At 43.0% G+C, this 20,158-nt stretch carries 15 protein-coding genes and 1 pseudogene; 8 read left to right on the top strand and 8 right to left on the bottom strand.

The annotated features are described in order from the left end of the window. The first annotated feature begins 50 nt into the window (after nt 1–50). Together H6F51_18090 and H6F51_18085 are read left to right on the top strand one after the other, a co-directional pair. The gene (locus H6F51_18090; GenBank protein MBD1824384.1) at nt 51–1,259 is read left to right on the top strand and encodes a histidinol-phosphate aminotransferase family protein; all 1,209 of its coding nucleotides are present in this window, start codon (nt 51–53) and stop codon (nt 1,257–1,259) included. 109 nt (nt 1,260–1,368) lie between these two features. Then, nucleotides 1,369–2,187, top strand: a complete 819-nt coding sequence (locus H6F51_18085; GenBank protein MBD1824383.1) for a TIGR01548 family HAD-type hydrolase — start codon at nt 1,369–1,371, stop codon at nt 2,185–2,187. Between the two features lie 14 nt (nt 2,188–2,201). Here H6F51_18085 and H6F51_18080 read toward each other — a convergent pair whose 3' ends face one another. From H6F51_18080 to H6F51_18050, 7 genes are all read right to left on the bottom strand, one after another. Next, the gene (locus tag H6F51_18080) at nt 2,202–2,828 is read right to left on the bottom strand and encodes a methyltransferase domain-containing protein (GenBank protein ID MBD1824382.1); all 627 of its coding nucleotides are present in this window, start codon (nt 2,826–2,828) and stop codon (nt 2,202–2,204) included. A 1,231-nt stretch (nt 2,829–4,059) separates the two neighbouring features. Then, nucleotides 4,060–4,350, bottom strand: a complete 291-nt coding sequence (locus tag H6F51_18075) for a hypothetical protein (GenBank protein MBD1824381.1) — start codon at nt 4,348–4,350, stop codon at nt 4,060–4,062. 3 nt (nt 4,351–4,353) lie between these two features. Next, complete coding sequence (locus H6F51_18070) at nt 4,354–5,418, bottom strand: hypothetical protein (GenBank protein MBD1824380.1); 1,065 nt, start codon at nt 5,416–5,418, stop codon at nt 4,354–4,356. 798 nt (nt 5,419–6,216) lie between these two features. Next, entirely contained in the window at nt 6,217–6,969 is a 753-nt protein-coding gene (locus H6F51_18065; GenBank protein ID MBD1824379.1) for a hypothetical protein, read from the bottom strand. 1,365 nt (nt 6,970–8,334) lie between these two features. Further along, nucleotides 8,335–8,964: a class I SAM-dependent methyltransferase gene (locus H6F51_18060; GenBank protein MBD1824378.1), complete on the bottom strand. Its 630-nt coding sequence runs from the start codon at nt 8,962–8,964 to the stop codon at nt 8,335–8,337. A gap of 238 nt (nt 8,965–9,202) precedes the next feature. After that, complete coding sequence (locus H6F51_18055; GenBank protein ID MBD1824377.1) at nt 9,203–10,177, bottom strand: patatin-like phospholipase family protein; 975 nt, start codon at nt 10,175–10,177, stop codon at nt 9,203–9,205. A 527-nt stretch (nt 10,178–10,704) separates the two neighbouring features. Then, a complete protein-coding gene (locus tag H6F51_18050; GenBank protein MBD1824376.1) occupies nt 10,705–11,547 on the bottom strand; it encodes a class I SAM-dependent methyltransferase in 843 nt (280 codons plus the stop codon). A gap of 665 nt (nt 11,548–12,212) precedes the next feature. Here H6F51_18050 and H6F51_18045 point away from each other — a divergent pair. Beyond that, complete coding sequence (locus tag H6F51_18045) at nt 12,213–12,638, top strand: hypothetical protein (GenBank protein MBD1824375.1); 426 nt, start codon at nt 12,213–12,215, stop codon at nt 12,636–12,638. A gap of 209 nt (nt 12,639–12,847) precedes the next feature. Here the strand turns inward: H6F51_18045 and H6F51_18040 are convergent, their stop codons facing one another. Next, nucleotides 12,848–13,057 carry a hypothetical protein gene (locus H6F51_18040; GenBank protein ID MBD1824374.1) on the bottom strand — a complete coding sequence of 70 codons (210 nt, stop codon included), beginning with the start codon at nt 13,055–13,057 and terminating at the stop codon, nt 12,848–12,850. Between the two features lie 81 nt (nt 13,058–13,138). Between H6F51_18040 and H6F51_18035 the strand changes: the two genes are divergently transcribed. The 5 genes and pseudogenes from H6F51_18035 to H6F51_18015 all read left to right on the top strand — a co-directional run bounded on the left by H6F51_18035 (nt 13,139) and on the right by H6F51_18015 (nt 20,074). Then, complete coding sequence (locus tag H6F51_18035; protein MBD1824373.1) at nt 13,139–14,134, top strand: aspartate carbamoyltransferase catalytic subunit; 996 nt, start codon at nt 13,139–13,141, stop codon at nt 14,132–14,134. A 60-nt stretch (nt 14,135–14,194) separates the two neighbouring features. Beyond that, entirely contained in the window at nt 14,195–15,697 is a 1,503-nt protein-coding gene (gene crtH, locus H6F51_18030) for a carotene isomerase (GenBank protein ID MBD1824372.1), read from the top strand. 462 nt (nt 15,698–16,159) lie between these two features. Beyond that, on the top strand, nt 16,160–18,922 hold the full coding sequence (locus tag H6F51_18025; protein ID MBD1824371.1) for an SMC family ATPase: 2,763 nt from the start codon (nt 16,160–16,162) through the stop codon (nt 18,920–18,922). A 159-nt stretch (nt 18,923–19,081) separates the two neighbouring features. Beyond that, nucleotides 19,082–19,591, top strand: a complete 510-nt coding sequence (locus tag H6F51_18020) for a DUF1622 domain-containing protein (GenBank protein MBD1824370.1) — start codon at nt 19,082–19,084, stop codon at nt 19,589–19,591. After that, a pseudogene (locus H6F51_18015) lies at nt 19,591–20,074 on the top strand (HPP family protein). Before H6F51_18020 ends, H6F51_18015 begins: the two are co-directional and overlap by 1 nt. Nucleotides 20,075–20,158 lie beyond the last annotated feature (84 nt).

Below are 20,158 nucleotides of genomic sequence, written 5' to 3'. Positions count from 1 at the left end.
AAAACTAACACCTACCCGCGTTGTTTATCTGAAAAAGTGGAGCCTTAATCATGTTAATTCTAACTGAGCAAGAAAAAGCGATCGCAGCAAGCATTGCTGAAATGAAGTCAAAAGCAGGATCTCATTCTCCAAGCGTGTTTACGCTCTTTGAAAATCTCCCTGAGCTAAGGGTCAAGATTGATGCCTGCTATTTGTCTAACCCTTATGCAACAGAATTATTTCTGAACTTTCTCAGGCGCGAGCTAATTGACACTGGAAGGTTAAGAGACTTCTTGGAGTTCTACCCGTCCCAAAATCAGGTAATTGCGAGCGCTCTAGAAGAGCATTTAGATGTGCCTACGGGAAAAATCTTTGTTGGTAATGGAGCCGCCGAAATTATTCAAGCAGTCATCCACAACTTCACAACCAAGAAGATTTTGGTGAATATCCCAACGTTTTCATCCTATTACGAGTTTGCAAAAGATGATGTTCAGGTGCTTTATTTTAAGCTCGACAAGGACAACAACTTTAGATTAGATATAGATTCTTATCTTCAAACCATAAAGCGAGAGAAACCAGACACTGTCGTATTGATTAATCCAAACAATCCAGATGGCGGGTATATTGGATTTGCAGAAATTCAGCATTTACTAGAGGAACTAAGGGAAGTAGACAACATCATCATTGATGAAAGCTTCATTCACTTTTCCTTTGAAGAACGTGTGAACAAATTTAGGAGCGCCCTAGAGTTATCTAGACACTTCAACAACTTGATTATTATCAAAAGCATGTCCAAGGATTTTGGCATTGCTGGTATTCGCGCTGGTTATGCAGTGATGAGCGAAGCTAAAGTCAACTATCTGCTCAAGAATGGATACCTATGGAATGTATCTGGGTTAGCCCAGTACTTTTTCAATCTCTATGCGAGAGAAGAGTTTTCGCGGGAATATGAAAAGGTTAGAGTCCAGTATGTCCAGGAAGCTCAAACCTTTTTTAAGAATCTTTCAAAAATTCCTAGCATAAAAGTGTATCCCAGTATGGCAAATTTTGCTCTCGTTGAACTGATCGATGGTTCCCGTGCTGCTGACTTCTTTATTAAAATGCTTGTTCAGCATCATATCTACACTAGAAGCTGCTCAGATAAGATTGGGCTAGACGGGCAGTTTGTCAGAATTGCTGCCAGAACTAAAGGAGAGAATCAAGCAATTATCAATGCGATAAACAGTATTTACAGCCTTCCACTTGAGTATGATTATGAAGTAGCTATGCAAGCTGCATAGTATCTTGCTAGGTGGAAAGCACAGAATTTGGTTCAGGCTGAGTTCCTAAAATTTCTAGCCGGGCTTATGTACAACATTTCCTTCAAGCTAATTATGAGCTTGAGCCTATATGTCGAAATCTTCTGCTCATTCCCATACTCCAGCCATTGTTATTTTTGACGTTGATGGTGTCATTCGAGATGCTGCTAGTTCTCATTTCCGAGCAATGGCTGATACTGTTGTGCATTTCACTGATGGAGTTTACTGTCCCACCTTAGAAGACATTGATATACTCACAGCAGAGGGAACTTGGAATAACGATTGGCTTGCCTCTCAAGAACTTATCTACCGCTATTTCGAGGGTCAAGGGTATTCTAGAGGACAGATTGAACTGAATTATGAAGCATTAGTTGAATTTTTTGAAGGTTGCTATTGGGGGCAGAACTCAGGAAGTAATTTAGGCTACGTTTACCAAGAAACACTACTAGTCGATCGAGATTACTTTGACCAATTGAAGCGATTTGGCATTCCTTGGGGATTTTTCACTGGAACAACTCGACGATCTGCTAGTTATGTTCTCGAAAGCCGCCTCAAACTCGCTTCTCCAACTATAGCGGCTTTTGAAGATGGCCCTGGCAAACCTGATCCAACAAATCTGTTGTCAGTAGTTAATCAGCTAGAGTGTGTAGGAAGACTAGACAATTCCATTCCAGTGATATTTGTAGGAGATACAACAGCCGAAGTAGAAACCATACATCGATCTCGCCTTGTTGTACCTGATCGGAAGTGGTTAAGCATTGGTGTCCTACCACCGCACGTTCAGAAAGCAGATTCAACGGCCCAAGCGTATGAAAAAACGCTAATTGAAGCAGGAGCGAACGTAGTTTTACAGTCTGTGAAAGAGCTTACTCCTCATATGATTGTCTCCTTAGTTGATTCTAAGCTCTAAGGCACTAGAAAGAACTAGTTTTTTTGGAATAGCCAATACAATTGATTGGGATTCTGATACTTCTTCTCATACACTGAGATGTTGCCATGAGAGACAAGTTTAAAGTGTTGACTGAACAGATTCAAGTAGAAGTTCGAGCTTCTGTAGTAGGTGTGGGGATGTATACGGTCAGGATTTGAAGAAGTAAAGCAACTTTCTCTAACAAAAAGGCTTCCATTCAACTTAATCCATTGGTACATACGTTGAACCAGTAGCTGCACTTCATGATCCTCTAGATACATGAGCAACCAATTAATAAAAATGAAATCAAATTTACCAGTATCAAAGTTCACCTCCATAACATTTCTACAGTAGTAAGTGATGTTTGAAGATGCTCTATTAATTTCTTGATTTCTCTTGATGAATTTTTCGACAAAATCTACAGCCGTAACGTGATCGGCTACACTAGCAAAAAAAGCTGTGTAGCGTCCGATGCCTGCAGCCAACTCTAAAACTTCAGCTCCTTCCAGCGGAGGTAGATAACCGATGATTTCTTGCTTCTCCAGTTCATCGATAACTGCAGCATCAGGGTTCAGTAACATCCCATTACTGTTATCTTCCTGTTGCTCCCAATAGAACCTCGTTGTATTAACATGATTCATACTTTATGTTCCTGGAAACAAAATTATGGCACTGAGAAGATGAGCTGACTAACTTGATCCAACATCAATAGCTATAAATCACGCTTTCAAGTAGGTTAGCTGAACTCAATTTGTGGATTAACGAGATTCTGCTGTTACCTCAGCTTGGGCTTCTTTAAGTCCACAATATTTTGTAATATACTTGCTATCTGTTGAATTAGGCTCCGTAAAAATACACCTTTTTTGAGGGACGTGCCGGTTTAAGCCAGTTGAATACCCATCAGAGCAGAAACGTATAACTTCTATCAGGATCAGTGTGAAGCAGATTTTCTAATTCGCTTCGATGGGGTTTGGGGAATTCTTGAGGATTCAAATTATCACGATCGATTTGAGAAGAATTCTGAAAAGGACGTTTGATTCAAGAAACCAGGAATTCTTTGCATTCGACACTACTCTACTGAGCGTTGCTGTTACAAGTTCATCAATTATTTGATGAACTCCTAGAAATTCTTCTGAAGCATAAGGGTAGGAGCCAAAAAACCAACTTCTGAGTGGTCAGAAGGCTATCGATCAATAAAAACATAAGGATGAATCACCTCACCGCTTCAAGAATGCCAGTATTCCTGGACAGTTTTAAAGGAGTAATTTTAATTCTTTTGTAACTTGTTGATGCTTTTTTGCACTTTTTACATCACGTTCTGCAACAAAAGAAGTGGGTCATTCATCCCAATGCATAATCAGAAAGAACAAACCCATTTTTCTGCTCATCGATCGACCCCCACCTTTTCAGCAGACATCACTTTTGGAATCTTCATTTCCAGGATTTAAAGGTGCAGCACTGAAAATTATTTGGACTCGACCCCTGGGGGGGAGTAGCAGGTGTTTGAAATGGCTTCGTCCTGGATAAATTGATTCCGCAAAACAGTCGCGTCTTCTTAAGATTCCCACTAAAAAGCCCCCCGATTGGGAGGGCAATTATCCTACTTAAAATAGAATGTCATCATCTTCAATTTTCAACTTTGATTTAAGTCGTGCTTTTGCATTCTTAGGCTCAAACGGATAACCATATTCCTCGCCTAGATAATCCTCAAGTAAATCAAACACCTTCAATAATCTGCTCTGGAGTAGCACTAAACAATCTAGCTAATTCTTGAATCTTAGAATCCGAAATTAAAGTCGTCCATTCTGAATTCTTCATTTTGTTACTTCTTGTTTATAAAAAGATCAATCGCGGGGGTAAAACATTAAGCGGCTAATTGTCTAAAGGGATATCATTTCGCCAACTGTCATCCTCATTCGAAGATGCAGATCCTTTATCTACATAGCTATCATCGTCTTCGTATTTATGTTGCTGCGTGGAAAAAAATGAAGAAATAGCAGGGATATTGGCTAAAGAAGGTGGAGACACTTTTGAATAAACTTCCCACATATGAGATAAAGTCCATTCAATAAAATCTTTATCATTTAAGTAGAAGACATCAGAAAATCTACTTCTAAAAGTTTGAATAAGTTCAGAATTAATTCTAAGTTGAGGACTGGGCATAAGTTAACCTCCTACTTTTTTGGTTAATGTTTCGGCAATTTCAAATAGACCGTTGACATTACTCCAAAGAGGTTCAGCAGCGATCCGATATCCTCTAGCCTGTAAGATCTCCTTGACTTTAGGAATCAGGCAGCAACCGCCAGTCGCGATTTTGTCTTGAGACTCAACAATGTTCTTTCGGTGCATTCCTTCCAAATCATTCAACCCTTCTTTTAGCCATTTCTCAGCTTCGCAGTTTACAACCTCTGTGATATCCTTGCCAGCGATCTTATATTTGCTAATATTTCTGCTCTCGCCTTTTTTATTTACTTTCGTTTCCGCAACAGGATTTTCTAAACATTGTCTAACTTCCTCAAAAGTCGGCTTTCTTTTTAAGATTTCGGAGATCTTGGAGCAAGAAGCAATATTTGTAATCAATTGATTTCCAGCGATAAACTCCCCATACCAAGGTTCGCATCTTGATTCATAACCAACAAAAGCGCTCCCAATTAAAGTATTGGAACCTAAGTCAAATAAGAATGAGAGCTTCTTGGCTTTCTCACCTCGAATTACACCAATTCCTTCTGCATAAACTGCAAGTACCTTAATCTCAAATTTCTTAACAACACCATCTTTCTCAACTTCGTGAATTCCTTCTAAATTAGCCTTGGCTTGTTTTTTCAAAGCCGCAGGATCGTGTACGGACAGTGCCACGTTCAGAACAGTATTCTCTGCTTCAATCTCATCCCAAGCAAGATGAGCAAAAATTGGAAATGCTAGCTCAGCCTTCCCAACGTTGTCATTCTTTACCCAGCTCCCCGCACGTTGATTAACATCTAACGCTTCAGCTCCAGTTAACCAGCACTTATTCACATATTTATGGCTCGCTGTACTAGTTAAACACTTATACATTCCAGGAAAGCTTTTATCTTCCTCAATTTCTAAAACATAGCTTGCACAAATTTGTCTCTCACTTTTTTTCTTACCCCATTGGATTCTCCCGTGAAGATTTCCAATATCGAAACCAAATGAAAAAACCTTTGTTGGATGCTTCTTGATTAACTCAATAATCTCAACTGCTTGAACCATATTTTTCACCTTTTTATTACTTTCTTCAAACAGACACAAACTGTTTCTATTTAATTCATTGTAAAGCAATTTATTTCAAAATGACACAAGAAACAAGAAGCAAAAAGTGTCTTTTAAGATCAAATTGAATCAAATGCGTTACGAAAGAAACAAATTGTGTCTATCCCTAAATTCTATGAGGATTTAGAAAAAAGTGAGATAGAAAATCTAAACAAAGTGTTTGTTATAAAGCTTTTGTATTTAACTAAATCGACAACTCTGACTTTTTTGACTAGTTTTTGACTAGATTTAAAGTCGGATGATGGACTTTCAAGATATCTTTTTAAAGGGTAAATTTTCTGATTTCAGTTCGGGAAATTAAGAAAGTTTTAGGAACGGAACTGATTTGAGTAAGGATGAATTAAATGAATTCTCTGAAAGGGTTTGAAGCGATCTCTTTATAAATTAATTTTCCGCAACCCTACTTCTGGACGGAGAAAAGGTGCGGCTTTACTTAAATTGAAATAAAAGGGGCAGAATCTAAATCGCCAATTTTTTGAAAAAGCTGGGTGAATTCTAGAGTTTGATATTACATCTCAAGTCACTTATGAAACAAAAGCTCGGATCACCAGATGCGGATAATTCTTGAAACTCAGTCAAAAATTCAGTGTTATAGTGCAGTGGATTTGTTAGACAGCAACGCTAACAGCACTAGATCGTAACTCCACAAGCTGTCTTAGGAGACTTTCAATAGGAGTTAACAGCGTATCTGGCGTTGCCGATTTGACTTACGCTCTAACACAATTGCAAACAAGGTTTTTATTTCTCTTCAATCCTAGTCCTGTACTGCGGCGGCACTCTGATGTGATGAGGATCAAGGAAATCAATGAGATCGATGAGCTTACTGTGAATCAATACAAGTCTCTCAGCATCAACCTTTGGCGCATCTCCCATCGTGTCAATATCATCTTTCAGCTTCGCAAACCAACCCGCAAACTCCGGATCGCTCATCTTTTTCACAAACATCGCATAACCGATGCAATCATATCCAATCGCTTCACTATTAGAACGAGGAACTGTCATAATTTCCCCAATTGCTCGCTGTTCACCGTTATGGAGTTGGAAAGTGCTTCCGGCTTTATAATGTGCAAATGCTTGATTGATATTAACCAGTAGTTCACTCAAGCGACGATTCAGTTCTAGATCACCCAAGTCCAAAAACTGAATTTCCCGGCGTAAAATTTCTACCCATCCAAGATACTCCGCCACAACGTATAAGGTGTTGTTAATCGCATAGCTCTGCGCGGATGGCGACTGATGATAAAAACGCTCCAAAAACCTGTTCTGATGAATGTTGTACAAGCGGCTCTGAAGATCAATCGCTGAGCGCAATAAAGGGTTTCGGTACTTAGACATCAAAGCAGCAGTTTGAGCTTCGCGCGATTCGGCTTCGCGCTGCTTTGTGAGTCGGTCAGTTAATCGGGTAATGCGATTTTGACCGTAAATACTGATAATTGCGCTAGTAATTGCAACAATCGCCGCAATGATTGCAGTGATTACTTCAGGCTTCATTTAGGTTGCTTCTATGATCACTTGCTGAATCTTACTTGATCTCAAATACGAACAGATAGCTTTGAAACTACTGCCCTCACCCATAAACCGAGCAAGATAACTATTATTTAGACTAACTCTTTCCACCTAAACTACCTCAATCCGGACGCTAGTCCGAATTTTGTTGATCTAATGTCCTCATCGAGCGAGCTAGGCTGCTGGGAGTCAGCATAACATCCCAAACTGGGCGATTAGATCGACTCGTTCTGTCTAATGCCAGAAATTGGAGTATTAGATCGACTCAATATTCCGCATATTACCCCTCGTCAGGGTAATTAGACTGAATCTTTCAGTACTTCTTAAAGAGGCTTGTACTATTCTGCCTAAGAGCCCGTTCAACCACATTTACCCGATAAGCCTTGAATTAGATGACCCCACCACTCAAAAAGCTATTAGACCGATTGCTTGATGAAACTGAGCAGGTTGGGTTCGGTCAACGATGAAAGGAAGTTGGGGAAAAAGACCCGCGCCTTTTATCTCAAATCTGTAGAGAAATTAGAGTGATCCCCGCTAATTGGTATCGCTTTGAAAAATGAAAAGCATAAATTCATTCCAATTGAAGTCCTGAGAAAGATTGAGTAGATTCTAAATTTTGACTTGGAATCGATCTTTAAATGGTGATACTCCTCTAAATAGTCCTCTGAGAATGACCAGTATCCAAGCTCAAAATGATTTCAGATGTCGTAGGTCATTCATTAAAAATGCTTTGATTGGCTTCTAGAACGCCCAAGAAGCGTTTAGGCGTTTTTAGGCAATAAAAAGCGGGGTTTCAATTCAGTTTTGAGTCCAAAAATTAATCAAATTATAGGAAGGGAACTTGCGCTGTATTAGAATCGCTAGTTCTCGAAAAAACTAAGTTAACTGAGCTTGGTGAACCGCTCTAGTTAGTTTCTTGAATTTCTTGAATTTTCTGCAGGAATTTTCTGTAACTTACTTTTTTCAGATCCTATTTCTGGATCGTGAGAAGGCGCGGCTTTAATTGAATTGAAATAAAAAGAGTGGAAGATAAATCGCCAAATCTCTAGAAAAAGCTGGGTGAATCCTAAAGTTAGATTTACATTTTTCAAGTCACTTGTGAAACAAAGGCTCCGATCACCAGATGCGGATAATTCTTGAAACTCAACCAAAAATTCAGTGTTATAGTGCAGTGGATTTGTTAGACAGCAACGTTAACAGCACTAGATCGTAACTCCACAAGCTGTCTTAGGAGACTTTCAATAGGAGTTAACAGCATATCTGGCACAGCATAACGTTCCTGCTGAGCGGTTGCAAGTAGCCTTCGCAATACAGACAAGATCTCTCTGTAAGTCCGCTCCACCAGGAACGTTATGCTGCGATCAACTCCTTAACAGCCGTTGCTGTCATCATCCCCCACAACCAATCAATTTTGTATTTCTCAATTGAAACCCTGGCTAATCCTTCATCTTGAAGCATTCTCTGGCACTCACTTGTACCATACGTCCGAAAATGAGCGCGATTAAAAAGACGTAGCAGAATATCACAGATACGACACGTCAGATAATCATCGCACCAATCTGTAATAACTAGATGCCCATTAGGCTTTAGAACTCGCTTTACTTCTTGAATCGCTTGGGAAGGATGGCGAAAGTAATGAAATGCATTGGTTGAAATCACCAAATCAAAACTCTCGTTCGGAAATGGAATACTATCTGCACTACCGAGTTGCAACTCAACTGACTTCGGTAATTTCTGTCGGGCTACACTCAACATTTCTGCGGAAGGATCTAATCCAACAATCTCTGTGTCTGGAGCCAAGTGCAAAAGGCGCTGAATTAACGTTCCTGTTCCACAACCAAGATCCAAGATGCGCTCATGAGAATTGAGATCTAAACGATGCATAGTTTCCTGAACAGTCGCATTCACATAAAACGACCAACGACGATCATACCGAGGCGCAAGATGGGCGTATTCGTTTTGAACAGGATCAGAGTGCATGTCCTTTAACTCAACTAAATTGACGAACTATACAAATTCAGCCCTTACCTTACTCTGCCTTGATTCTCAACAAAAACCAATAACGTTGCAACACTGCCCTCACTGATAGCCAAGCAGCATAACGGTCGCGCTCACCGGAGACAGAAGACTTTTGCAACTTAACCACTATCTAGGGCATTCCGGTGCAGCGCGGTTGTTAGGCAGCTTTGAAAATGACAATAATGCAAGCTGTCTATACTTATTTAACTAGAAGCTCACATAGTTTATCGATTAATCGATCATTGTCCTTAATCATGTTGTCTGCCAAGATTTTTAGTGCGGTGATATTGTCTTTGTTGGCATTATCCATGCGATCACCTATCCCACCAAGTGCAGCTTGAATACGGTAATACCTATCTTCAGGAAACAACTGCTGAAGCTGAGAATGTACGGCATCACTAACACCATCAAAAACAACGTTTAGAATTGGCTGTGCCCACTCAACTAATCCCCATGTTCTTGCCTCTTCGTACGGCATTCTGGGAGCAAGTTCTCCAGTACCAAGTGAGATGAGTAAGAAATCATTTGCATCTCTATGAACCCGTCTTGCCTCCGCAGAAGCATACGCATAAGCATACAAAGTAGGATTGTTGGAAAAAACACCACCGTCTATCAAAGCATAGTAATCCGATGAACTAGGTTTCTTCAATTTAAGGGGTTCAAAGTACGTCGGCGCAGCAGAAGTTGCACGTCCGACCTGTTTCATCAGAAAGTCTTCGCTAGCTCTATTCCTTGCTTGACTACTTAGAAAAAGATGAGGACGGCGACGTTCAAGGTCATAACTTGTGATCAAAACATCCTTTAGAGATTCACTAAGGCGAGTTTCACCAAAGTAGGTATCTAAAATCTCCTCAAGCGGTTGAAAAGGGTATTTGGGATGATCTATAGCTCCAAGCTTACTGTAGAAACTATCGTACAGATGAAGGGGAAAAATCTTACTGCCTTCATTTTCATATAGGTTTACCAATTTCTTAGCACTGTACTGTGGCTTCCCTTCAGAATTCAAGTCTGGCTTATTGAGTCCCAAGGCTAGAATTCCACCAGTAGAAGTACCAGCAATTAAATCAAATAGTTCTACGGTTGGTCTATTTGTCCGGTCTTCAATTTCGGCTAACAACATTGCTGGGAGAATCCCTCGAATACCCCCACCATCAATCGATAAAATCTTAATCATTCTACAAATTCCTTGTCTTTTAATCTGGATAAACTGAACATTTAATGAAGTTGCCTACATTTAAGAGTCCAAGTGTAGCTTCTTAATTGGGTGCTGCCTAACGACCCCATTCACCCGCCGCTAACAACTTCTTGAACTCGGCAGAGAGACTTGATACAGTCGGTGTGCAATGGGGTTGTTAGACTGTGTTAACCCTGCAAATCAAGAGAATTAAAGCAGGCTGCGGCTACGAATGTGGTTACCTATTCCTATTATTTAACAGATACTTCCAGGCAAAGACTAAATGTTAAATGAATGTAGCTAACTGTTGGGTTTCATCACCTTTGCTACAGTGAATACTCTTGAAGATTTTGCTTGATTGATACAACCCACAGATGAATTTTCAATTTCAACTCCATTAGTAATTTAGCGGTCTAACGTTCCTGGTCAGCGGCGGCAGATCACTTTTGTATCACCACCCAAATCTCTCAACCGTCCGCTGCACTAGGGTTGTTATGCGGCGATCAATAACTCTACAAACCTCTACTTTAAATTTTACGACCCAGGATATATAAAGTAGTGAGATCATCCCAGATTCCCTGATTAGTTTGAAGAGATTCTAACTCTGCATCAAATTCAGCCTTGACTTGCGCCAACTGTGCTGATGTCAATTGTGACAACCCACTGCCAAATACCTTGAGCGAGGTAGACGAAGGATGCACAATGACTCCTTCCCAAGTTGCCTTTGCTTTATCCAAACTCGTGTAGCTGCCGTGCTGCTCTGTTTTGACTTCAACTGCCTCAAAGCCAGCGTTGCTAAACAAATTTTGACACTGCTCAATTGATCCAATCCGATTGCTAGCTTCTAACGAGACATCATATTTTGCCAATACTCTTCGTAAAACAACCGCACCAATATATGCTGTGTCAGCAGGAGTATGAACACCGATTCCACCACCTGGCTTGAGGAATTGATGCCACAGCTTTAACGTCGCTTCTTTGCGTTCCATCCAGGGAAATGTATTTGCACATAAGATCTGATCGAAATGGTTGAGTGGATAATCAAGCACCTCAGCATCTGCAAGTTGAAACTCTACGTTCTTGAGTCCTAATGCGTCAACTTTGCTTTGCGCTTGCTCCAACATTCGGGCAGAAATGTCGATTCCAATCACCTGTCCTCGATCACCAACAACCTGAGCGGCTGCGATCAGCAGATGACCTGTTCCAGTTCCAATATCTAAAACCGTCTGTCCAGTCCTAACGTGAGAATACTCAAGCAGACGATGACAAATCTGTACGTGCCAATCGCTATCGTCATAGGCTTGACTTCTATGATCGTATGAGTCTGCGACCTCTTGCTTGTATTCATTCAATTCAAGTTGGTCCACCATGAGCAATTTTATACAACGTCGGTTTAGCCTAACGTCAACTTAACTTTAATTGCTCCACCGAAGACTTACAACTATCGCCCTCACCAGCAGATTGAGCCGCATAACAATTGTTTAGACTGACTCTTTCTGCCTAATCATCCACATCTGGACGATAGACCGAAAATGGTCGGCATAACATTCTGCCAGGGCGATTTAGGCCGCTCGAAGTCGGTATAACACCCCAAACTGAGACATTAGACCGACTCTTTCTATCTAATACCGGGATTTGAAACGTTAGCCCGACTCATATTCCGCATATTACCCCTCCGCAGAGGAAATAGACGGAAACTTCAGTATTTCCTCTCAAAGAAAATTATACTATTCTGTCTAAGATCCCGTTCAACCCCAGGTGATCCTATTTCGAAAAGGATGAAGAATAATCAGGCATAGCTGCCTGCCTTGTAGATGAGGTTGCTCGTTTTAGTCTATTTTTCTCACCCTTCCCGAAGCGACACCGCCATTTTTCTAATCTTGTATCCTTTTTTATCGACATCTAGTTTAATTTTTATGCATTGCTATCTGTTCAAGTTCAGCAGTCCATCGGTTATCTAGCTGTATCCTGAATATTATGTAAGAGAAGCTTTTCTGCATAGGCTATAAACTCTGTTGATTTCATCGAGGATGATATGAAAACTGCTTCCGTCAAACTATGGAGTGCGTTCTTCTCCACGCTTGCGCTTTGCTGCTCCAGTATTCCTGCGATGGCTTTGCCTCTTCAGGAAGGCATGTATCGAATTGGGTCTAAGTACATTCAAATTTCAGCCAACGGCGATCGCCTCTGCTATCAGGGACTATCGGCAAGAGGTAGCACTACTGCCTCAATTGGAACCTATACATTACCTGACTTTTACGTGGTTAATTTCAAAACTGCTGACAGTAAGGAAACACTTGTTTTGCACCAACCCACTATTGGAAATTTACTTTTTGGTACGTTACATAATCTTGCTTCTTGGGAGGCCGACTATCAAAGTCCTCGATCTCAAAATGATGCAATGAAGCGGTGTCTAGGAAGCCAATCTCCCTTCATAGAGCAGAGTACTTCATCACGGTAAATTAAATTTAGATTGAGCAGCAACTTCTTTCGTTGAGCAGATTTTAGAAGGAAACTTCCTCAGCTTTAGAAACAAAAATCTCTAAAGTAAATAAATTAAGTCAAGATCACGATCAACTTTAGAAAATTCCTGCTGTCTTAGCGGCTTGTTAAAAGTGAAAGAGCTTTGCCTAAATAGCAAAAAAGAAGCAATGTTAAGCTTGCTTTCCTCTATTCCTGTATTCCTCTAATGTCTAAATTATGGCTAAATCGTTCTTGGAATCCTTGTAGAGTCAATTCCTTCAAACCATTTCCAGTGCTGCGCCTTAAACCACTCGGCCATCTCTCCAGATGGGCAGCTTTTTCAAGCCACAGAATTTCTACCACAGCAGAACTTGGTGCATCCTGATTTTTTTCTTGCACGATCGCCCAAATTTCCAAAACTCTATCTCGATCAAGCCGTGCTGAGCGGAACGTTTTGCGGTATGAATAGTGAGTTCACGCCCTCAGTTACTGCGATATATGAGTTGGAATCGTCGTCACGTTCTCTCGCTGGCTGATTTCTCGCCTGCGGAATATGATACCGTTCTGCAAACGGCGAGCAGTTTTCGAGAAGTATTAACGCGCCGCACTAAAAAAGTCCCGACCCTGCAAGGGCAAGTGGTAGCAAATTTGTTCTTTGAACCCTCAACCCGCACCCGCAGTAGTTTTGAGCTTGCGGCAAAAAGATTATCTGCCGATACATTAAATTTTGCAGCCAGCACTTCTTCAATTACAAAAGGCGAAACCATTCTGGATACGGCGAAAACGTATCTAGCAATGGGAACGGACATGATGGTGATTCGGCATAAAGAAGCAGGAGTACCGCAGGCGATCGCCGATGAGATGGATCGCTTAAACGTGAAAGTTGGCGTGTTAAACGCAGGCGACGGACAGCATGAGCATCCCTCGCAGGCGTTGCTAGATTTGTTTACAATCTGTTCGCTGATTGATGTGGAGAAGCCGCGCTCGACGTTATTAACTGGAAAGAAAGTCGCGATCGTGGGAGATATTTTGCATTCGCGAGTAGCGCGATCGAATATTTGGAGCTTGACAGCAAGTGGTGCAGAAGTGCATTTAGCTGCACCTCCGACCTTGTTACCAAAAGCATTTGCAGCGTTTGTGAAAGACAGTAACCCGGAAATTTCGCGTCAGTTGTTCATTCATTGGACGTTAGAACCTGCTCTGATTGATGCGGATTTTGTCATGACGCTGAGATTGCAGAAAGAACGGATGACCAGTCATTTGCTGCCGAGTCTGCGGGAGTATCATCAGCAGTTTGGGATCACTCGAGATCGCCTGAAGTTGTGTAAGCCAGAGGTGAGAGTTTTACATCCAGGCCCCGTAAATCGTGGGGTCGAGATTAGCTCGGACTTGATGGATGATCCGGTTTTGAGTTTAATTTCTCAACAGGTGACGAGCGGAGTCGCTGTGCGAATGGCACTGCTCTATCTCATGGGCGGCGGTAAGGTCGGTTAAAGCTGCCGAATTGTGACCGAATCTGGATACACTGAGAACTGTTGAGCGATCGCGGGTTTCATGAATTCTACCGACTACGATGTGATTGTAATTGGGTCAGGCATTGGCGGCTTGGTGACAGCCACTCAGCTCGCGGCAAAAGGAGCCAGCGTCTTAGTTTTAGAGCGGTATCTGATTCCTGGAGGCAGTGCAGGCTATTTCGATCGTGAGGAAGGCTACCGCTTTGATGTCGGGGCATCAATGATTTTTGGGTTTGGGGACAAGGGAACGACGAATTTACTCACCCGCGCTTTGGATGGCGTGGGAATGTCGATCGAAACGATTCCCGATCCGGTTCAGGTTCACTATCACTTGCCGGATGGATTGGATCTGAAAGTTCATCGCGATTACGAGAAGTTTTTGCACGAATTGATCGCCTACTTTCCACACGAAGAAAAGGGAATTCGGCAATTCTATGATGAGTGCTGGAAGGTATTTAATTGCCTGAATGCGATGGAGCTGCTGTCATTAGAAGAACCGCGATATCTGACGCGAGTGTTTTTCCAACATCCCTTTGCTTGTTTGGGCTTAGTGAAATATTTGCCGCAGAATGCTGGAGATATTGCCCGTCGGTATATTCACGATCCGCAATTGCTGAAATTTATTGATGCGGAATGTTATATCTGGTCGGTTGTGCCTGCCGATCGTACTCCGATGATCAATGCGGGGATGGTATTTAGCGATCGACATTACGGCGGCATCAACTATCCGAAAGGCGGTGTCGGGCAGATTGCACAAAAATTAGTCGAAGGATTAGAGAAGGCTGGAAGTCACATCAAGTACAAAGCAAGAGTGACGGAAATCGTCACTGAAAACGATCGCGCGGTGGGGGTTAAGTTAGCCTCCGGGGAAACATTCCGAGCAAAGCGGATTGTTTCTAATGCAACACGCTGGGATACGTTTGAGAAATTACTTCCCGAAACGCAGAAGCCAACCTCTGAGAAAAAATGGCAAAAACGCTATCAGCAATCCCCAAGTTTTTTGAGTTTGCATCTTGGAGTCAAGGCTGAATCATTACCTGCTGGAATCGAATGTCATCACATCTTGCTAGAGAATTGGGAGGATATGGAAGCAGAACAAGGAACGATTTTCGTCTCGATTCCGACGCTGCTTGATCCGAGTTTGGCACCAGAAGGACATCACATTGTTCATACCTTTACCCCTAGCTGGATGCAGGAATGGGAGAACTTGTCTCCGAGCGAATACGCCGAGAAGAAAGAGAAAGCTGCCGATCGCTTAATCGATCGTTTAACACAGATTATTCCGGATCTCGATCGTGGTTTAGATTTTGAGGAAGTTGGGACACCGAGAAGCCATCGCCGCTATCTGGGGCGTGACAATGGCACGTATGGCCCGATTCCCTCGCGCAAACTGCTGGGATTATTGGGAATGCCGTTTAATCGGACTGCGGTTCCTCATCTTTACTGCGTGGGTGATAGTACCTTTCCTGGACAGGGTTTGAATGCGGTAGCGTTTTCAGGATTTGCCTGTGCCCATCGGATTGCAGTGGATTTAGGACTGTAGCAGCTTACGGGGTAAGACTAAGCGGTTGAGGGGGAGCAAAGACGTTCATACGATCGCACCCCTCCGCCGCAATCTGCACATACGCTGAAATCCATTTAAAGCAGCTTACTGTTTCTAGAGAAATCGGAACTTTGCTGAATAAAAATAGGAAGAAATCGATTCGCTGCCGTGATACCGAATCAATTTGTTAATGCGACAGATCCTTCGCCCCCTAAATCCCCCATACTGGGGGACTTTGAGAATCCGAAACAGATTTGGCTTGAAGTCCCCCACTCGTGGGGGATTTAGGGGGCTTCCAAGATCTGTAGCACTCAAAAATTAATTTGGTATGACAACAGCGATCGGAGATTTGATGAGCATTGCTGTGAGGATTTCTTTTTTCTCAGATGAGACGATCGACGCTAGAATCAGTTCCATTCCGATTTAAGATCAGAACATCTGATCTGCGCCCCGAATCAGTGTATGGAAATACTCTCGGTTAGTCTTAAAAACTTCAAGTTTCACAGCGATCGCTCCTTTTCGTTTCAGCCGGGGACAAATGCGATTTGTGGTGAGAATGGTGCAGGCAAGACGAGCATTCTCGAAGCGGTCGCGTGGGTATTGTTTGACTATACGGGCGCGTACACCAAAGATGATTTGATTCGCAATGGCTCCAATAGTGCCCAAGTGCGGGTAAGCTTTGTTTCGAGCCGGGATCAGCGCACCTATGATGTAAGTCGCTGTACGCGATCGAGCTACACCATTTATGATCCGGAACTGGGCGAAAAGCTCAATTACACCAAAAAAGAAGATGTCCTTCCCTGGCTGAGAGAACATTTGGGAGTGCCAATAGGGACAAATTTATCCGATCTGTTTCGCAATACGATCGGGGTTCCGCAAGGCACGTTTACAGTTGATTTTCTCAAGACCGCAGAGGAGCGCAAGAAGGTCTTTGATCCGATTCTGAAGGTTGAAGAGTACAAGAAAGTCTATAAAGAGTTAGGCGACTTAGAAAAGTTTGCCAAAGCTCAATCTGAGAAGTTAGAGCGTGATATCCAGCAGTATGAGGAATCCCTGCAAGAATGGGATGAACTGAGTCAGCAGAAAGAAGCGCTTAGCCAGACGATCGCGCAGATTCAAATTGACCTGAAGCATTGGGAGCAGCAATACGATCGGCTCAAAGCAGATCAAGAGCAGTACAGTGTGATCGCGGCTCAGGTTCAGCAACTTACTGCTAATTTAGAAGCGATCGCCAGTCGAATGCGGGCTGAGGAACTAAATGTCCAGCGATTGAAGCTAGAACTAGAGACGGCGGAAAAATCGGTTGCTATCTGTACAGAGCGCCGTGAGAGTTATCAAACTTATATGCAAGCTGACCAAGCTTTGCAAGCATTCGATCAAAGTCGGACTCAGCAAGAGAAACTATTGCGCGATCGCCAAACGCGAATTGAATCTTTCAGTGCCTATCAATCCAAGTTAGCGGTTTTAACTCAAAAAGGTGAGCGTCGATCGCAAATCGAAGCGGATCTCAAGCAATTAGAACCATTAATCCAGCAACAATCTGAACTAGAGCAACAGCAAACCCAACTCAATCAGCAACTCCAGGCCTGTCAAAGCTGGAAGCAAACTATGCAGCGCGATGAAAAGCGGCTAGTGCAACTTCAGCAGAATCAAAAACAACTGAGCGATGAAATCGAGCGATTAGAGGGATTAGGCGCGATCGTCAAACAAATTCCTCAGCTTGAGGAACAACAGCAGCGCTATCAACAACAACTCAGCCGCATCGAAGCTGCTACTCAATTCGAGGCAGACTTGCGCCAAATTATCTCACAAGCCCAGAAGCGCGAGAACATTCAAACCCAACACATTCGAGCGGCAACCGTAACATTAAAAGAACTGCAACAAGCAACACCGCTTTGGCAATCTCAGCTTGAAACAGTGTTAACCACGATCGCCCATAGCTCAAAGCTCAATCATCTTTTGATGCAGGATCTTCAAGAAATCTTAGATGATTTATCCCAGCAGCTAGTGGTCGATCGCTTAAAACAATTACTCAAAGAAACTCAAACTCAGCTTAAAACGGTTCGCGATCAAGAAACACAGTATCGCAGTCTAGACGCGAAGTTTGATCAAGAAGAAAGACTTGCTGCGGAAGTTGCAGAACTCCGATCGCTGATTGCTGAACATCAATCCCAACTGCTCACAGAACCCGAACTCACAGCAAAACTCGCTGAAATTACAGCACAACTACAAGCACTAGACAATCCCCGCGATCGTAGTCGGTATCTCACACGCGATCTAAAAGCTTTAGCAGGTCTGGATGCTGAACTTACTCAAGTCCAATCAGAACTGAAAAACGGGCAAGACGCAATCACCGCGATCGACTTGGAGTTAAAGACTTTTGAGAACTTAGCCGATCAAATTCAGGAACAGCAGAACTTACGCGATCGCTACAGAGAAGACTATCAGCTTTATCTAGCTCACCAGCAATCCGCAAACAGTTTCAAAGACCGAAAAGCACAGCTAGAAGAAGCGATCGCACAGTTAAATCAATATCAATCACAACTTCAAACATTAACCAATCAAAAAGCACGGCTAGAAGAAAGCTACGATCCAGAGCAAGTTAAACAGATTAATGCTGAGTACGAAGAAGCCAACCGTCAAAAAATCTCACTTAGCACAACACTCCCGATCGAAACCAAGCGCCTAGAAGAATGCGAAACCAGGCTATCTCGCCTACAAGCCATTCAGCAAAAGCGAACCGAAGCCCAAGCCCAACTCAAGCAAAAACAAAAGACTGAACGATTTATCAAGTTTGCGCGAAAATCCTACAAAGAAGCCGCACCTAGAATCACAGAACGCTATGTGCAAACAATTTCTCATGAAGCCGATCGCTTGTTTAGAGAATTGCTCAACCGTCCGAATGTTGCCCTGCAATGGACACGCGATTATGAAATCATGGTGCAAGAAGGCGCACATTCCCGCAGATTCATCAATCTATCTGGCGGTGAGCAGATGTGTGCCGCTTTAGCCGTGCGTTTAGCCCTGTTAAAGGTACTGGCAGACATCGACATTGCTTTCTTTGATGAACCCACTACAAACATGGATCGACCCAGACGAGAAAGCTTAGCCGAAGCGATCGGTAACATCAAATCCTTCCGTCAACTGTTTGTGATTAGCCACGATGACACCTTCGAGAAAGTCACAGAAAACGTAATCCTCGTTGAGCGAGAATTTAGCGGCTGAGATTGAAGAGGCTTGCGAGATAGGCAGCCTACGATCGCAAATCCGGTAGGTATTCTGCCACGATCACACCTGCAATAAACAATCCTAAGAGAGAAGCAATTTTGCACCGGGCTGCTTACGCTAACGTAGCGCTAAACTGCCGCTCAAGGACGAACCTCTATGAACTGGGAAAGAAAACCAGATTCGTCCAGAGACACGATCGCGTCTCTGGTGTTACCGCTCACTCTGATTTTAGGTCTCGTACTCTTGCTCAGCCTCAATGCAGGACAGACTAGCTCAGAAACGACAGAAAGCAGTCCGTTGGAGGCTTGGCTGAAGTTGCTTGTGAGTTACTTAGCCGCCGGGGCGGAAATGGCGGCAGCATTTGTAATCGGAGCGGCGGTGCTTCGTGGCATCGTGAGCTATGGGCGGCAAGTGTTTTCTCGGAGGCAACATTTGGATGCCACCGAAGGGATTCGCCTACAATTGGGGCGAGTTCTGGCGCTGGGATTAGAGTTTACGGTTGCGAGCGACATTCTTCGTACTGCGGTTGCTCCAACTCGTCAAGACATTCTAAATTTGGGTGCGATCGTGCTGTTGCGAACCCTGTTGAACCATTTCCTAGAGCGCGAAATCCAGCAAGGCGAACAAAATCGGATGTCCGAGCAACCTGCACAACCGAGAGTGTGATGAGTCGAAAAAGCTTAAAGCCGATCGAAGGTGCAAATCGCACAATGCGGCGCAGATTGGGAATTAAAGGGGAACTCTTGCTGGCAACGGCTCCAACCGTCGTTGTATTGAGCGTGTCCTAGCTCTGGTTGAAGTGCTGAGTCGGCAACGCCTATTGTTTGCTTCTTTAGCTGCAAGTGCGTTTTTGATTTATCTCGATCCGCAGCATGGAACAAACTCCGTCCGAACTTTGGTTTCAGCGCAAATTATGTCAGCCGTGATCGGTTGGCTGACGTTTTGGTGGTTGGGAGCAGGGTATTTCGCCGCCGGAAGCGCGATGATTCTGACGATCGTGTTGATGATCTAGATGTTGTTCATCCTCCTGCGGTTGCTACTTCGCTCAGCTTTGCTCTCAGAGCAGGCGGCGAAAATAACCTCGTTTTGTTTGCCTTAGCAGTAGGGATCACTGCGGTATTGGTGGGGCTAGAGCGAGTTGCGTTGTGATTGATTGCTCGCTTTGATCGGTAACGAAAGAAATTTGGTATTAGAAGTTACGATCGACAGAACAAATTTTCATCAGTCTTTTTT

Source organism: Cyanobacteria bacterium FACHB-DQ100 (genome assembly GCA_014695195.1).
In the GTDB taxonomy this organism is placed as follows: domain Bacteria; phylum Cyanobacteriota; class Cyanobacteriia; order Leptolyngbyales; family Leptolyngbyaceae; genus Leptolyngbya.
Note: the sequence above shows the minus strand (reverse complement) of the source record. Positions and strands in the feature narration are given on the sequence as shown.

Coding starts and splice junctions, on each gene's coding strand:
- H6F51_18090 (MBD1824384.1), top strand. CDS start 51: ATGTTAATTCTAACTGAGCAAGAAAAAGCGATCGCAGCAAGCATTGCT.
- H6F51_18085 (MBD1824383.1), top strand. CDS start 1,369: ATGTCGAAATCTTCTGCTCATTCCCATACTCCAGCCATTGTTATTTTT.
- H6F51_18080 (MBD1824382.1), bottom strand. CDS start 2,828: ATGAATCATGTTAATACAACGAGGTTCTATTGGGAGCAACAGGAAGAT.
- H6F51_18075 (MBD1824381.1), bottom strand. CDS start 4,350: ATGCCCAGTCCTCAACTTAGAATTAATTCTGAACTTATTCAAACTTTT.
- H6F51_18070 (MBD1824380.1), bottom strand. CDS start 5,418: ATGGTTCAAGCAGTTGAGATTATTGAGTTAATCAAGAAGCATCCAACA.
- H6F51_18065 (MBD1824379.1), bottom strand. CDS start 6,969: ATGAAGCCTGAAGTAATCACTGCAATCATTGCGGCGATTGTTGCAATT.
- H6F51_18060 (MBD1824378.1), bottom strand. CDS start 8,964: ATGCACTCTGATCCTGTTCAAAACGAATACGCCCATCTTGCGCCTCGG.
- H6F51_18055 (MBD1824377.1), bottom strand. CDS start 10,177: ATGATTAAGATTTTATCGATTGATGGTGGGGGTATTCGAGGGATTCTC.
- H6F51_18050 (MBD1824376.1), bottom strand. CDS start 11,547: ATGGTGGACCAACTTGAATTGAATGAATACAAGCAAGAGGTCGCAGAC.
- H6F51_18045 (MBD1824375.1), top strand. CDS start 12,213: ATGAAAACTGCTTCCGTCAAACTATGGAGTGCGTTCTTCTCCACGCTT.
- H6F51_18035 (MBD1824373.1), top strand. CDS start 13,139: ATGAGTTGGAATCGTCGTCACGTTCTCTCGCTGGCTGATTTCTCGCCT.
- crtH (MBD1824372.1), top strand. CDS start 14,195: ATGAATTCTACCGACTACGATGTGATTGTAATTGGGTCAGGCATTGGC.
- H6F51_18025 (MBD1824371.1), top strand. CDS start 16,160: ATGGAAATACTCTCGGTTAGTCTTAAAAACTTCAAGTTTCACAGCGAT.
- H6F51_18020 (MBD1824370.1), top strand. CDS start 19,082: ATGAACTGGGAAAGAAAACCAGATTCGTCCAGAGACACGATCGCGTCT.